Origin of the sequence: Streptomyces sp. NPDC049627 (genome assembly GCF_044465645.1) — a bacterium.
GTDB lineage: Bacteria > Actinomycetota > Actinomycetes > Streptomycetales > Streptomycetaceae > Streptomyces.
In genome coordinates, this window is sequence record NZ_JBITLW010000009.1 from 334,906 (window position 1) to 349,333 (window position 14,428).

Genomic DNA, 14,428 nt, shown 5'->3' on the forward strand with positions numbered 1-14,428 from the left:
CACGGAGTTCTGCCAGGGCGCGCGGGTGTTGCCGTGTTTGCGCCTAAGCCGCGTCCCGCCAGATCGTCATGTTCGCGGTCACGAAGGCGGCTTTGAGGTAGGCAGTCGATTTCGTCTGGATCACGAGCAAGGCGATGTCCCCGGAGGAGTGCTTGACACAGATCTCGCTGCCGTTCGCCGTCGCGGCCAGCGGGAGCCGATGGCCTTCGGGGTCGGAGAGGGCGATGCGACACGAGTCGAGGGTGGCCCCGGGCTTCGTGTACAGCAAGGCGAACTCGCTGGTGTCGCTCTCCAGCGCGCAAGTCTGCTCACACACCATGCGGATGTCGCCCTTGCGGTCCTTGCGCAAGTCCTCCGGGTCCTCGAAGCTCACCGAGCTCTTCCCGTCCAGCCAGACGAGGGGGTACGGGGTGGCTTGCGGCGATCTGGACACGGCCGGGGACGGCCGCGACTCCGGTGCTCCGCCACCGGCTCCGCCCGTCGGCGCGGATACCGAAGACGAAGGCGACGCCGACTGCCGTACGGACTCCTGCGGACCGGACGTCGACGGTGCGCCCGCGACCCAGTCGCGGAACCTGTCCCCCGCGTCCGCGACCATCCACGCAAAGCCCGTCAGTACCAGGGCCCCGGCGGTAGTGGCCGCGATCGTGATCAGCGCGTTGCGCCGACCGCGCGCCCGCCGCTCGTCCGGCACCGTCGACCGCGGCTGCGGCTGCGTGACGGCCAAGGGCCGCGCCTGCACTCGTGTGGGGACTGGAACCGGGGCCACAACCGGGGACGGAACCGTCACCTCCGGCCCCATGAGCTCCCGCCACACGGTCGGCCCCGCACCCGCGTCGGCGTCCCGGCCCAGCCGCTCCCGGCACCACTCGACGACCTCCGCCAAGGTGGCCCGCTCCTCGGGATCGGCGGCCAGGCAGCGGGCGATCAGCGGACGGAGCTGCTCGGGCAGACGGGACAGGTCGGGATCGGAGTGCACGATCCGGTAGAGCACGGTGGCGGCGGGGCCGTCCCCGTACAACGGCTCGCCCAGCGCCGCGAACGCCGCTGTCTGGCCCAGCGCGAAGATGTCCGTCGCCGCCGTGACCTCACCCGCGGTCGCCTGCTCGGGAGCCATGAACTGGGGCGTACCGACGGCGGAACCCGTGGCCGTGTACGAAGTGGCGTCCGCGGCCAGCGAGATACCGAAGTCGATCACGCGCGGCCCGTCGGCGGCCAGCAGCACGTTCGACGGCTTCAGGTCCCGGTGCACGATGCCCGCACCGTGGATGGCCTGCAACGCCTCGGCCACCCCCGCCACCAGCCACAGCACGGCGGACACCGGCAGCGCACCGCGGCGGGCCACGGCCTCCGCCAGGGAGGGGCCGGGCACGTAGAGCGTGGCCAGCCAGGGCGGTACGCCGTCCGGGTCGGCGTCGATCAGCTCCGCGGTGTAGGCGCCGCGGACCCGCCGGGCGGCCTCCACCTCGCGGCGGAACCGGCGCCGGAAGTCCGGGGCGTCGACCAGCTCCGGCCGTACCACCTTGATCGCCACCGGTCGGCCGCCCTGTGTGTGCGACAGGTAGACCCTGCCCATGCCACCGGCGCCGAGCCGGGCGGCGAGGCGATATCCGGCCACGACGGGAGGGTCGTCCGCCTGCAGTGGCTGGAACACCTCGGTGGCGTGGTTCATCGGCCCGCTTCCCCCTCATCCCCTGAATCCCTGGTCAACTGTGAGTTGACCGAGGCAGAAGCCTAAGCGGAATTCGGGTGCGGGAAGTCCCGGACGCCTGGGATGCAAACAACGCATCTCCGGTTACCCGGGCACGGCCCGATCGCCGGGCCGTGCCCACGCTCATCTCATGGTGTGACAGGGGCCCGGCTCGCCGTCCCGGTGATCTCCTCCCCCGCCTCCATCGGATGGGTCACGTCCTGGGCGTCGCGTCCCCTGCCGAGGTGGTTGAAGACCAGGTTCAGCGCCACCGCCGCCACACAGCCCGTCGAGATGCCCGAGTCGAGCACGATCTTCGCCGTCTCCGGGAAGGCGTGGTAGAACTCCGGCGCCGTGATCGGGACGATGCCGACGGCCAGCGACACGGCGACGATCAGGACGTTGTTGTCCCTGTCGAGGCCGGCCCGGACGAGGGTCTGGATGCCGCTCGCGGCGACCGAGCCGAAGAGGACCACGCCCGCGCCGCCCAGCACCGGGCGCGGTACGACCGCGATGAGCGAGGCGGCCATGGGGCACAGGCCCATCAGCACCAGGAAGCCGCCGCCCACGGCGACGACGTACCGGCTGCGGATCCTCGTCATCGCCACCAGACCGATGTTCTGCGCGAAGGCGCTGCACATGAAGCCGTTGAAGAGAGGGCTGATCGCGGAGCCGAGGGTGTCGGCGCGCAGACCCGCCGCGATGGTCTTCTCGTCGGCCGGGCGCTCGACGATCTCGCCCAACGCCAGCATGTCGGCGGTCGATTCGGTCATCGACACCACCATCACCACACACAGCGAGATGATCGCGGCGAGCTGGAACTGCGGGGCGCCGAAGTGGAACGGCGTCGGGAAGCCGATGACGTCGGCGTCCGCCACGGGGCCGAAGTCCGTGACGCCGAACGGGATCGCGACGAGTGTGCCGATCACCAGGCCGAGCAGGACCGCGATCTGCTTCACGAAGCCCCGGGTGAAGCGGCGCAGCAGCAGCACGATCACCAGCGTCGCGCCCGCCAGGCCCAGATACGTCGTCGATCCGTAGTCGTCCGCCGCGGGATTCGGCCCCTGCGCCCAGCCGAAGGCCACCGGCAGCAAGGACACACCTATCAGCGTGATCACGGTGCCGGTGACGACCGGCGGGAAGAAGCGGACGGCCTTGCTGAAGAAGGGCGCGGCCAGGAAACCGAGGAGGCCCGCCACGATGACCGCGCCGAAGATGACCGGCAGCGCGTCGGACTTGTCGTCGGTGGAGGCGACAATCGCGGTCATCGGGGCGACACCGGCGAAGGTGACGCCGTTGACGAAGGGGAGCCGGGCGCCGATTTTCCAGATGCCCAGGGTCTGCAGGAAGGTGGCGAGACCCGCGGTGAACAGGCAGGCGCCAGTCAGGAAGGTCAGCTCGGTGCCGGAGAGGCCGATGGCCGCCCCGACTATCAGGGGCGGGGCGACGACTCCCGCGTACATGGCGGCCACGTGCTGCAGGCCCGTGGTGGCCATTTTGAGTGCGGGGAGTTTTTCGTCAACGGGGTGGGCGGTCACGGCGGTTCCTCCGGGTCAGCTAACACGTCGGCTCTGACGTGGGTTTCTTGGAGGTGGTGCGCGGTCGTGCGGGACCGGGGGACGGATCCCCTCATCAGGGGCAACGGAGACCGTTCCGGGGCGCACGCATCCACGCACGCCCCGGAGACGGCCGCCATGGACCCCGCTCGGGTCCACGGCCACCGGTCGGGAGCCGTCCCTCTCGACCGGAGATCTTCAACTGGTCAGGCCCGCGTCAGGCCTGCGCGGCGATCCTCGCCAGCCGCTGCGCCTCGTCCCGCGTCGAGCGGGCGATCGCGTCCTCGTCGGCCGTGAGCAGCCGTCCGTCCGCCACGATCTGCCGGCCGTTGACGAACGACGCCGTGACCGGGGCCGCCGCGCCGAAGACCAGCGCGGTCACCGGGTCGGCGATGGAGGCGTGGGCGAGGGTGTCCAGCTTCCACAGCACCAGGTCGGCCAGCTTGCCCGGCTCCAGCGAGCCGATCTCGGCGGCCCGGCCCAGGACCTGGGCACCGCCGTACGTCCCCAGCCGCAGGGCCTGCCGGGCGTTCAGCGCGGCCTCCTTGTGCGCGCCGAGGCGGTTGATCAGGAGGGCGTTGCGCAGTTCGGTGTGGAGTTCGCCGGACTCGTTGGACGCGGTGCCGTCGACGCCGAGGCCGACCGGGACGCCGGCCCTGAGCATGTCGGGGACGCGGGCGATGCCGGCCGCGAGGCGGGCGTTCGACGACGGGCAGTGGGCGACACCCGTCCTGGTGCGGGCGAAGGCGGCGATGTCGGAGTCGTTCATGTGGACGCAGTGCGCCATCCACACGTCCTCACCGAGCCAGCCGGTGGACTCGAAGTAGTCGGTCGGACCCATCCCGAACAGCTCGTGGCAGAACTTCTCCTCCTCCACGGTCTCCGAGCCGTGGGTGTGCAGCCGCACCCCCAGCCGACGGGCCAGCTCGGCGCCGTCGCGCATGAGTTCCGTGGAGACCGAGAACGGGGAGCAGGGGGCGACGGCGACCTGGGTCATCGCGTCGAAGGAGGCGTCGTGGTACTGCTTGACGGTCTCCTCGGTCGCGGCCAGCGCGCCCTCGAGCGTCTCGACGGCGAAGTCCGGCGGCAGCCCGCCGTCCTTCTCGCTGCGGTCCATGGAGCCGCGGGCGAGGGTGAAGCGGACGCCCATGTCACGCGCGGCGCCGATGATGGCGCCGGACAGGTCGCCGGAGCCCTGCGGGTAGACGTAGTGGTGGTCCATGGCGGTGGTCACGCCGCCGCGGGCCATCATCGCCAGCGAGCCCTGCGCGGCCGAGTGCGCCATCCGCTCGTCGATGCGCGCCCAGGTCGGGTAGAGCGCGACGAGCCAGTTGAAGAGGTTGTGGTCCGTCGCCAGGCCCCGGGTGATCCACTGGTAGAAGTGGTGATGGGTGTTGATCAGGCCGGGGGTGACCAGGTGCCCGGTGGCGTCGATGCGGCGTACGACGTTCTCCAGGCCCTCGGGGGCCTTGCCCGCGCCGAGCGACTCGATGCGGTTGTCCGCGATGACGATGTGGCCCGTGGCGTACTCGGTGTCGTTCGCGTCCACCGTCGCGATCGAACAGTTCTCGATGACGATGCGCTGGGCTGCTGCCATGATTCGTCCCTTTGAACGGGTGATGTGCTGATGTGGAGAGGGCACGGCAGGACCCTGGGGGATTTGAGTACCGCGGCCGGTGGCCTTCGAAGGCCTCGGAGCGGGCCTTCCGGCCGCGGGTGCCGAAATGGAGTTGTGGCTTACAGGTTGGTGAGGTCCGTCGGGATCCTCGCCTCACAGCCGTCCCGCAGGATGGTGGCCTCGATCAGGCCGTAGGGGCGGTCGGCGGCGAAGTACACCTCGTTGTCGTTCTTCAGCCCGAACGGCTCCAGGTCCACCAGGAAGTGGTGCTTGTTCGGGAGGGAGAAGCGCACCTCGTCGATCTCGCTGCGGTTGTTGATGATGCGCGCGCCCATCTGGTACAGCGTCTGCTGCAGCGAGAGCGAGTACGTCTCGGCGAAGGCCTGGAGCATGTGCTTCCTGGTCTGCTCGTAGGACTTCTCCCAGTTGGGCATCCGCTGCTCGTCGTCGGTCCAGTTGAACCGCCAGCGGCTGGAGACCTGGGTGGCCAGGATGCGGTCGTAGGCCTCCTGGAGCGTCGTGTACTTGTCCTTGACGTAGCCCCAGAACTCGGAGTTGGTCGAGTTCATCACGACCAGGTCCTTCAGACCGGAGATGACCTCCCACTTCTCACCGTCGTAGGTGATCTGCGTGAGCCGCGTCTCCTGGCCCTTGCGGACGAAGGAGTGCTTGACCTCGTCGGAGCCGATGAACTGGGAGTTGGCGTCGGAGGCCTCGATCCGCTCCCAGGCGTACTCCTCGATGCGGATCCGGGCCTGGTGGATCGGTTCCTGCGAGGTGACGAAGTGGCGGGCGAGATGGATGCCGAACTGCTCGGCGGACTCGATGCCGTACTCCTTGGCGAACGCGTACACCGTGTTCTTGGTGGTGTCGGTCGGCAGGACGTTGGCGTTGGAGCCGGAGTAGTGGACCTCGTCCATGTCACCGGAGAGGGCGACCGAGACGTTCAGGTCCTTGATGTGGTGGGTGGCGCCGTCCCGCGTGATCTTTACGACTCGGTTCTCGGCCTTGCCGTACTGGTTCTGTCCCAGGATCGTGGGCATGTCTGCTAGCTCCCTCGGTAAACGGAGTAGCCGAACGGGTTGAGCAGCAGCGGTACGTGGTAGTGCTCGCCCGGCTCGACGGCGAACGTGATCGCCACCTCCGGGAAGAACACTCCCCCTGCACCGCTGTCCCGATTCGCGGGGGCGTCCTGCTGCGCATCGGCTTGCTTCTTCTCGAAATACGGCTCTACGGCGAAGTCGAGCCGTACGTGTGTGGTCCCCTCCGGCAGGGCCGGGAGGTCCTTGCACCGCCCGTCCGCGTCGGTCGCGGAGCCGCCGAGTGCCTGCCAGTCCGCCTCGCGCCCGGAGCGGGCGGAGAGCTGGACGGCGACGGCCTCGGCGGGGCGGCCGATGCTGGTGTCCAGGATGTGCGTGGACACCGAGGCGGTGGTGCTGGTGCTCATGGTCAGGCGTCCTCTTCAGTCTTCTTCGACGATGCGGGCGAGCCGGATACGGTTGATCTTGCCCAGCTCGGTGCGGACGATCTCCCGCTCCTGCTCCGGCGAGTTGCCGATCCGTTCCTTGACCGCGTCGCGCATCTGCTCGCCGGTCCGGCCGGTGGCGCAGATCAGGAAGACGTGGCCGAACTTGTCCTGGTAGGCCAGGTTGAGTTCGAGCATCTCCGCCTTGAGCTCCTCGGAGGCGCCGGCCATGCCGCGCTGCTCCCGGGCGGAGGTCGGATCGCCCGGCTTGGGGCGGCCGATCGGCGGGTGCCCGGCCATCGCCTCTTCGAGGTCCTCGGTCGTCAGCCCGGCCATGGCGGCGTCGCTGGCGGCGTAGAGGTCGTCGGCGGTGGCATAGGGGCGGGCGGCGAGCAGCCGCTGCGCCCACGCCGTGGAGGCGCACGCCTCGTGGAGAGCGGCGTGGGCCGCGGGCTCCTCCAGGGCGTTGAACCGGGCCAGGCCCGGGGGCGTGGAATTCGACGTCACGGGAGCCTCCGTGGCCGCGAAGGGCCTTCGTGCTGAACGGGCGTGCCGATAGCTAACGCCCTACGACGACGAGACGTCAACACTTTGTTGAAAATTCGCGGTAACGAAACCCGGCGGACCGGGTCAGGGGTTCTTGTCCCGGTTCAGGTAGTTGTAGACCGTGAAGCGGCTCACCCCGAGCGCGCTCGCCACGGTCTCCACGCCGTGCCGCACGGAGAAGGCGCCGCGCGCCTCGAGTATCCGTACGACCTCCTGCTTGGCCTTGCGGTCCAGGTCGGCCAGCGGCTTGCCCTTCCGGCGCTCCATGACGGCCAGGATGTGGTCCAGGGAGTCGGCCAGCTGGGGCAGGCGCACGGCGACGACGTCGGCACCCTCCCAGGAGAGCACGACATCCTCGGGGCCGGCCTCGTCGGGCGGGAGGATCTCGCCGCCCATGGCGTCGACCAGCGGCTTCACGGCCGCGATGAAGGGCTCGTCCCCGGCGCCGGTCACTGCTCGCCCTCCCCGATCACATTGACCTGGAGCGAGACCCGGGTGGCACCGGCCTCCAGGCTCTTGCGGAGCAGGGCGTCCACCGCGGTGAGCACGACGTCGGCACCGCCCTCCGCCGTGTTGCCGAACGGGCCGACGTCCACCGCGTCGAGCTCGGCCGCCTCGATGACCTCGCGGGCCACCAGCGCGTGCGCGGGTGCCTCGTCGAGGTCGAAGGGCTCGGTCGTGAACTCCACTCTCAATCGCACGCGGTCAACCTAACGCGCGGGGCCGCCTTCCGCCGAGCCCTCTTGACAAGCTCGGACACACAACGGCAATCTTCCAGTACGCAGAAACTAACTTCCGCAATATGGAATCTCGACACGGAAGGGAGCGCCGGCGACATGGGATTCGCAGAGCAGCGCTTCAACGTCAACCTGTCGATCCTCTTCACGGAACTCCCGCTCCTGGAGCGCCCCGCGGCCGCCGCCGCGGCCGGCTTCACCGCGGTCGAGCTGTGGTGGCCCTGGATCGACTCCCCCACCCCCGAGCAGTCCGAGCTCGACGCCCTGAAGAAGGCGATCGAGGACGCGGGCGTCCAGCTCACCGGCCTGAACTTCTACGCGGGCCGACTGCCCGGCCCCGACCGCGGCACCCTGTCGGTCCCGGGCGAGGAGTCGGAGAAGTTCCGCGCCAACATCGACGTGGCCGCCGACTTCGCGCAGTCGCTGGGCTGCAAGGCGCTCAACGCCCTGTACGGCAACCGCGTCGAGGGCGTGGACCCGGCCGAGCAGGACGCGCTCGCGCTGGAGAACCTGACCCTCGCGGCCCGGGCCGCCGACCGGATCGGCGCGATCCTGCTGATCGAGGCCCTGAACAAGCCCGAGTCGCCGTTGTACCCGCTGGTCTCGGCGCCGGCCGCCGTCGGCATCGTGGACAAGGTCAACGAGGCGACGGGACTGGGCAACGCCCGCTTCCTCATGGACCTCTACCACCTGTCCATGAACGGCGAGGACCTGCCGCGGGTGATCGAGCAGTACGCCGCGAAGACCGGCCACGTGCAGATCGCCGACAACCCGGGCCGCGGCGCGCCCGGCACGGGCACGCTCCCCCTGGAGGAGCTGCTCGGCCGGCTGACGAAGGCGGGTTACGAGGGCTGGGTCGGCCTCGAGTACAAGCCGGGCGACCGCCCGAGCGCGGAGGCCTTCGACTGGCTGCCGGTGGAGCAGCGCGCCGCCCGCTGACGGCACCGCCCCCTGGGGCTGCCGACCGGCGCCCCTTCACAGACGTATCAGAGCAGTTCAGAGAGGCACCCCCATCATGAGCAACCTCCCCAAGATCGCCTGGATAGGCCTCGGCATCATGGGCTCCCCCATGTCCGAGAACCTGATCAAGGCGGGCTACGACGTCACCGGCTTCACCCTTGAGCAGGACAAGCTGGACCGCCTGGCCGCAGCCGGCGGCACCGCCGCCCCCTCCATCGCGGAGGCCGTGCGCGAGGCGGACGTGGTCATCACGATGGTCCCGGCGTCTCCGCAGGTCGAGGCCATCTCCTACGGCCCCGACGGCATCCTCGAGAACGCGAAGTCCGGCGCCCTGCTGATCGACATGTCCTCGATCACCCCGCAGACCTCCGTCGACCTGGCGAAGGCGGCCAAGGACAAGGGCATCCGTGTCCTGGACGCCCCCGTGTCCGGCGGTGAGGCCGGTGCCATCGAGGCCGTACTGTCGATCATGGTCGGCGGTGAGAAGGCCGACTTCGACCAGGCGAAGCCGATCTTCGACGCCCTCGGCAAGACCATCGTGCTGTGCGGTCCGCACGGCTCGGGCCAGACGGTGAAGGCCGCCAACCAGCTGATCGTCGCCGTGAACATCCAGGCGTGCGCCGAGGCCGTGGTCTTCCTGGAGAAGTCGGGCGTGGACCTGAACGCCGCGCTGGACGTCCTCAACGGCGGCCTGGCCGGCTCGACCGTGCTGACGCGGAAGAAGGACAACTTCCTGAACCGCGACTTCAAGCCCGGCTTCCGGATCGACCTGCACCACAAGGACATGGGCATCGTCACGGACGCCGCCCGCAACGTCGGCGCCGCCCTCCCGGTCGGTGCCGTGGTCGCCCAGCTGGTCGCGTCCCTGCGCGCGCAGGGCGACGGGGGCCTGGACCACTCGGCCCTGCTGCGGGCCGTGGAGCGCCTCTCGGGCGCCCAGGTCTGACCCACCCCAAGACTTCCGGGCGGCGCCTTCGCTGACACCTGTCCTGTCGCGCCCAGGCGGGGCGCCGCCCGGAATCCACTTCAACAAACTGTTGACGCTCAGATTCCCTCACTTCTAGGCTCCATCAAGCGGAAAGAGTTTTCCGCTGCCACCAGCACGGAAGTGCCACCGCACGGAAGGTCCACGATGTCGAAGCGCGTGCTCACGACCGAGGCCGGCGCCCCGGTCGCCGACAACCAGAACTCCGCCTCCGCCGGCGTCGGCGGCCCGCTCCTGCTCCAGGACCAGCACCTCCTGGAGAAGCTGGCGCGCTTCAACCGCGAGCGCATCCCGGAGCGCGTGGTGCACGCCCGAGGCTCCGGCGCGTACGGCCACTTCGAGGTGACCGACGACGTCACCGGCTTCACCCACGCCGACTTCCTGAGCGCGGTGGGCAAGCGGACCGAGGTCTTCCTGCGCTTCTCGACGGTCGCCGACAGCCTCGGCGGCGCGGACGCGGTCCGTGACCCGCGCGGTTTCGCGGTCAAGTTCTATACGGCCGAGGGCAATTACGACCTCGTCGGGAACAACACCCCGGTCTTCTTCATCAAGGACCCGATCAAGTTCCCCGACTTCATCCACTCGCAGAAGCGCGACCCGTTCACCGGCCGCCAGGAGCCGGACAACGTCTGGGACTTCTGGGCCCACGCCCCCGAGGCCACGCACCAGGTGACCTGGCTGATGGGCGACCGCGGCATCCCGGCGTCGTACCGCCACATGAACGGCTACGGCTCGCACACCTACCAGTGGACGAACGCCGAGGGCGAGGCCTTCTTCGTCAAGTACCACTTCAAGACCAACCAGGGCATCCGCTGCCTGAGCAGCGAGCAGGCCGCCGAGCTCGCGGGCAAGGACCCGAACTCCCACCAGACGGACCTGCTCCAGGCCATCGAGCGCGGTGTGCACCCGTCCTGGACCCTCTACGTCCAGATCATGGCGGCGGCCGAGGCGGCCGACTACCGCTTCAACCCCTTCGACCTGACCAAGGTCTGGCCGCACAAGGACTACCCGCTGCAGCGCGTGGGCCGACTGGTCCTGGACCGCAACCCGGACAACGTCTTCGCCGAGGTCGAGCAGGCCGCGTTCTCCCCGAACAACTTCGTGCCGGGCATCGGCCCCTCCCCCGACAAGATGCTCCAGGGCCGCCTGTTCGCCTACGCCGACGCGCACCGCTACCGCCTGGGCGTCAACCACACCCAGCTGGCGGTCAACGCCCCGAAGGCGACGACCGCGCAGAACTACGGCCGCGACGGCTTCATGGCCACCAACTCACAGGGGCGGTACGCCAAGAACTACGAGCCGAACTCCTACGACGGCCCCGTGGAGAACGGCCGCCCGCTGTCCGCCCCGCTCGCGGTGACCGGTTACACGGGCACCCACGAGGCCCCGCTCCACACCAAGGACGACGACTTCTTCCAGGCCGGCGAGCTGTACCGCCTGATGTCCGCCGAGGAGAAGTCCCGCCTGGTCGCCAACATCGCCGGCGGCCTGTCCCAGGTCTCCCGCGACGACGTGATCGAGAAGAACCTGGCCCACTTCCACGCCGCCGACCCGGAGTACGGCAAGCGCGTGGAGGAGGCGGTCCGCGCCCTGCGCGAGGACTGAACCACAGGCGGCCCGCGACCGCCGGACGGCCCGGATGAGGGGTGGCCGGACGGCAGGTGCGCGGGCAGGCCGGGGACCGCGGCGGCGTGCGAGCCAGTGCGGTGGTGAAGGAACCGATCCTCCTTCTTCGACCTGAGGGAAGGAGCGTCCGGACTCCGTCGCATCCGCCGCGGTCCCAGCCACACCTCCCCGGAGGGCCCCACCACTCCGTCCGGCGGCGCGAACGTCCTGTCGCGCCCAGCCTCGCGCTGTCGGACGGCCACAACCGAACACCTCACCGGCCGAAGGCGCCGGATGCGGACGGTCCCGCATCCGGCGCCTTCCGGTGTCACCGCGGGCTGTCCCTCCAGGGCCCGCCGCACACGCCTCTCCTTGGCACGGCGAGCAGGGCCTTGCCTGCGGCGAGGTGACGACCCTGCGGGCGGCATCTGCGGGATCGTCCACTGCAGCCCCTTGCGTACGCCCCGTCCGCCGGGCGTACGACTCCTTCGCGCCGACTACCCGCCACGTCAGCGGACCCGGGCGTCGATGTGGGCGAGCTGGACGGCCAGGATCTCCTCGAACGCGGCGCGGCGGTCCGCTCCGAGGGGGCGGACATCGCGGGCGAAGTGGGCCAGGGCGGGGAAGCGTTCGGGGTCGGCGCCGAGCACCGCGACGCGGAACAGCTCCATGCCCTGTTCGTACTCCTCGGGGGTGAGGGTGCCGATCCCGGCCTCGGAGGCGATCAGCGCGGCAAGGAGGATCACGATGCGGTGGTATCGCACCGGGACCTCCTCGTCGGGCAGGCCGGACGCCCGCAGGGCCTGCAGCAGTTCCTCCATGACCAATCGGGATCCGGTGCCGCCGGATGCATGGCGTCCCCACACCACGGCGAGTTGGGGTTGCTCGCCGAAGGCCTCGCGCAGGCGCAGGGCCAGGGCGGTGATGCGCTGCTTCCAGTCGCCCTCGGGGCGGTAGCCGTCCATGGCGGCCAGCAGGACTCGGTCGGCGACCGCGCGCAGCAGTTCGGTCTTGTTGCGGAAGTGCCGGTAGAGGCTGGAGGAGTCGGTCCCGAGTGCTGCGGCGAGTTTGCGCACGCTGAACGACTCGGCGTCGCTCGTGCGCAGCAGTTCCGCCGCCGTGTCGAGGATCTCCTCGGTCGACCATCGCCTTCGGCCAGTCATCTCGCCCCTCTCGTACGAACTCAGCCTAACGTATGCACTTACTGATGCACGCACCGCGTGCATAATGGGGGCAACGCACTGTCCGACCGCAACGACATGCCCGGCTTCCGGCCGGGACGAAAGCAGGAGACATGAGCGAGGCCACTGCCGCGGCGCGTCCGCCGGAGCCCGACTTCTCGGCGATCACGACCGAGGAACTGATCGCCTACCGCGACGCGGAGAACCACTTCCGGGCCTCCGGCGCGGCGCGCACGATCCTCGGCGAGCCTGCCCCCGGCACCGCGATCGATTGGCAGGAGATCGCGCTGCCCGGCCGCGACCTGCCGGTCCGGGTGTACCGGCCGGCCTCGGCGGGAGACGCCGCGACCGGGGCCCGGACCGACCTGCCACTCGTGGTCCATGTCCACGGAGGCGGCTTCGTGGGCACGGCGGTCCAGTGCGACTGGACCAACAGCCACCTCGCCGTCCGGCTACCCGCGCTCGTCGTCTCGGTCGAGCACCGTCTCCTCGCCCCGGACAGCCCGCTCGCGAACGCCGCCGAGGACGGCTGGGCCGTGCTCGACCACGTGCTGCGGCATGCCGAGCGGTGGGGGGTCGACCCGGCGCGCACGGCTGTCTTCGGCGAGAGCTGCGGCGCGCTGATCAGCGCTCTGACGGCCGTCCGGGCCCGGGAGGCCGGCCTGGAGCTCAAGGCGCAGGTGCTGGTCAACCCCGCGGTCGACGTGACCGCGACGATGTTCGACTACGTCTCGATCACCGAGTACGCATACAGCCCGACCCCTGTCCTGCCGCAACTGCGACTCTTCCAGCGGCTCGCCGTCCCACCGGGAGCCGACGCCCGCGCCGTCTCACCGCTGTACGTGGACGACCTGAGCGGGCTCGCCCCGGCGCTCGTGGTGGTGCCCACCCAGGACGCGGTCGCCGACCACGGCCGCCGCTACGCCGAGCGGCTGCGCGAGGCAGGGACGCCCGTGCGGCTTTCCGAGTACCCGGGCGCGAAGCACGCGTTCCTCGCCATGCCCGGCGTGGAACCACAGGCCGAGGCCGCCCAGGCGGAGATCGTCCAGTTCCTCCGCACGGCCCTGGCGAAGTGACGCAGGAGCCATGCCCACTCCGCCGGAGGCCCTCGGCCGCACAGGCCCGCACCACCACGCCTCACGACCACCGCACACCATGGAGGAAGACACAGTGCAGCGCATCGGCATCATCGGAGTGGGCGAGATCGGCCGGGCCATCGTCGAGGGCCTGCGCAACGGGGGCGGTGCGTCGCCGGAGGTCTTCCTCTCTCCCCGGGGGGCCCGAACCGCCGCCGAACTGTCCGAGCGCTACGGGGGCGTCCATGTGTGTGCCGACAACCAGGAGGTACTCGACCGCTCCGACGTGGTGATCATCGCCGTACGCCGCCAGGACCACCACGAGGCACTCTCCGGGCTGACGATCGCCGACGACAGGACCGTCGTCAATCTGATGGCCGGCGTCGCCACCGACGACCTGCGCCGGACCCTGGCCACCGGCGCCCCGATCGTCCGCGCCATCCCGCTGCCCGCCGTGCGCGAGCGCCGTTCCGTCACCGTGACCTGCCCCTCGCACCCGGTGGTGGACTCTCTCTTCGAACAGCTGGGCGGAGCGGTGCCCGTCGCGGACGAGAGCGCCTTCAACGTCTTCTCCGCACTGACGGGAACGCTCACCGTCCACTACGCCTACCTCGCCACCCTCACTTCATGGGCCACCGGCCACGGCATCGCCCCCGACGCCGCCGACCGGTATGTGCGCGGCCTCTTCCAGAACGTCGGACGCTCCCTGAGCGACGAGTCCCGCCCCCTGCACCGACTCGCCGCCGACCACGAGACACCCGGGGGGAACAACGAGCGCATCCGCACCACCTGGTTCGGTCCGGCCAACACCGCAGCCCTCAAGCAAGTCCTGGACAACCTCCTGGCCGATCTGACGTAGGAAGGTCCGGCGTCCCGGCTCGCCGCGCTCGTCCATGACCACGAAACCTCAAATCAACCTCTGAAGAGTGGCCGAGAGGCTTCAACCGCCCTCCGAGGCGGGCACATTGAGTTCATCGACGCGAGGGCCCGCCGGCACGGGGGCGGCGGG

14 protein-coding genes are annotated in these 14,428 nt (G+C 70.1%); 5 read left to right on the forward strand and 9 right to left on the reverse strand.

What is annotated here, in order from left to right:
* Window positions 1-43: 43 nt before the first annotated feature.
* The 8 genes from ACIBU0_RS25835 to ACIBU0_RS25870 all read right to left on the reverse strand — a co-directional run bounded on the left by ACIBU0_RS25835 (window position 44) and on the right by ACIBU0_RS25870 (window position 7,576).
* Window positions 44-1,672 (reverse strand): serine/threonine-protein kinase, encoded by a 1,629-nt coding sequence (locus tag ACIBU0_RS25835; RefSeq protein ID WP_398822397.1) that lies wholly within the window; start codon window positions 1,670-1,672, stop codon window positions 44-46.
* Window positions 1,673-1,839: 167 nt separating this feature from the next.
* A complete protein-coding gene (locus tag ACIBU0_RS25840; RefSeq protein ID WP_398822400.1) occupies window positions 1,840-3,228 on the reverse strand; it encodes a nucleobase:cation symporter-2 family protein in 1,389 nt (462 codons plus the stop codon).
* Between the two features lie 235 nt (window positions 3,229-3,463).
* The gene (locus ACIBU0_RS25845; RefSeq protein WP_398822403.1) at window positions 3,464-4,843 is read right to left on the reverse strand and encodes an 8-oxoguanine deaminase; all 1,380 of its coding nucleotides are present in this window, start codon (window positions 4,841-4,843) and stop codon (window positions 3,464-3,466) included.
* A 140-nt stretch (window positions 4,844-4,983) separates the two neighbouring features.
* On the reverse strand, window positions 4,984-5,907 hold the full coding sequence (gene pucL, locus ACIBU0_RS25850; RefSeq protein ID WP_398822406.1) for a factor-independent urate hydroxylase: 924 nt from the start codon (window positions 5,905-5,907) through the stop codon (window positions 4,984-4,986).
* 5 nt (window positions 5,908-5,912) lie between these two features.
* Window positions 5,913-6,311 (reverse strand): hydroxyisourate hydrolase, encoded by a 399-nt coding sequence (gene uraH / locus ACIBU0_RS25855; protein WP_398822409.1) that lies wholly within the window; start codon window positions 6,309-6,311, stop codon window positions 5,913-5,915.
* Between the two features lie 15 nt (window positions 6,312-6,326).
* A complete protein-coding gene (gene uraD / locus ACIBU0_RS25860) occupies window positions 6,327-6,836 on the reverse strand; it encodes a 2-oxo-4-hydroxy-4-carboxy-5-ureidoimidazoline decarboxylase (RefSeq protein WP_398822412.1) in 510 nt (169 codons plus the stop codon).
* Window positions 6,837-6,959: 123 nt separating this feature from the next.
* Window positions 6,960-7,328, reverse strand: coding sequence for a helix-turn-helix domain-containing protein (locus ACIBU0_RS25865; RefSeq protein ID WP_398822415.1), 369 nt, complete (start codon window positions 7,326-7,328; stop codon window positions 6,960-6,962).
* The gene (locus ACIBU0_RS25870; RefSeq protein WP_398822418.1) at window positions 7,325-7,576 is read right to left on the reverse strand and encodes a hypothetical protein; all 252 of its coding nucleotides are present in this window, start codon (window positions 7,574-7,576) and stop codon (window positions 7,325-7,327) included. The genes ACIBU0_RS25865 and ACIBU0_RS25870 overlap by 4 nt, the downstream gene beginning before the upstream one ends.
* A 135-nt stretch (window positions 7,577-7,711) precedes the next feature.
* On the opposite strand from ACIBU0_RS25870, the gene ACIBU0_RS25875 reads away from it, so the two are divergent.
* The 3 genes from ACIBU0_RS25875 (at window position 7,712) to ACIBU0_RS25885 (ending at window position 11,162) form a co-directional block, all read left to right on the forward strand.
* Window positions 7,712-8,551, forward strand: a complete 840-nt coding sequence (locus ACIBU0_RS25875) for a TIM barrel protein (protein WP_398822420.1) — start codon at window positions 7,712-7,714, stop codon at window positions 8,549-8,551.
* A gap of 76 nt (window positions 8,552-8,627) precedes the next feature.
* Complete coding sequence (locus ACIBU0_RS25880; RefSeq protein ID WP_398822423.1) at window positions 8,628-9,518, forward strand: 2-hydroxy-3-oxopropionate reductase; 891 nt, start codon at window positions 8,628-8,630, stop codon at window positions 9,516-9,518.
* Window positions 9,519-9,704: 186 nt separating this feature from the next.
* Entirely contained in the window at window positions 9,705-11,162 is a 1,458-nt protein-coding gene (locus ACIBU0_RS25885; RefSeq protein ID WP_398822426.1) for a catalase, read from the forward strand.
* A 509-nt stretch (window positions 11,163-11,671) separates the two neighbouring features.
* On the opposite strand, the gene ACIBU0_RS25890 is transcribed toward ACIBU0_RS25885, so the two are convergent.
* Window positions 11,672-12,325 (reverse strand): TetR/AcrR family transcriptional regulator, encoded by a 654-nt coding sequence (locus ACIBU0_RS25890; protein WP_398822429.1) that lies wholly within the window; start codon window positions 12,323-12,325, stop codon window positions 11,672-11,674.
* A 131-nt stretch (window positions 12,326-12,456) separates the two neighbouring features.
* On the opposite strand from ACIBU0_RS25890, the gene ACIBU0_RS25895 reads away from it, so the two are divergent.
* Complete coding sequence (locus ACIBU0_RS25895) at window positions 12,457-13,419, forward strand: alpha/beta hydrolase (protein WP_398822432.1); 963 nt, start codon at window positions 12,457-12,459, stop codon at window positions 13,417-13,419.
* Between the two features lie 79 nt (window positions 13,420-13,498).
* On the forward strand, window positions 13,499-14,278 hold the full coding sequence (locus ACIBU0_RS25900) for an NAD(P)-binding domain-containing protein (protein ID WP_398822794.1): 780 nt from the start codon (window positions 13,499-13,501) through the stop codon (window positions 14,276-14,278).
* Window positions 14,279-14,428 lie beyond the last annotated feature (150 nt).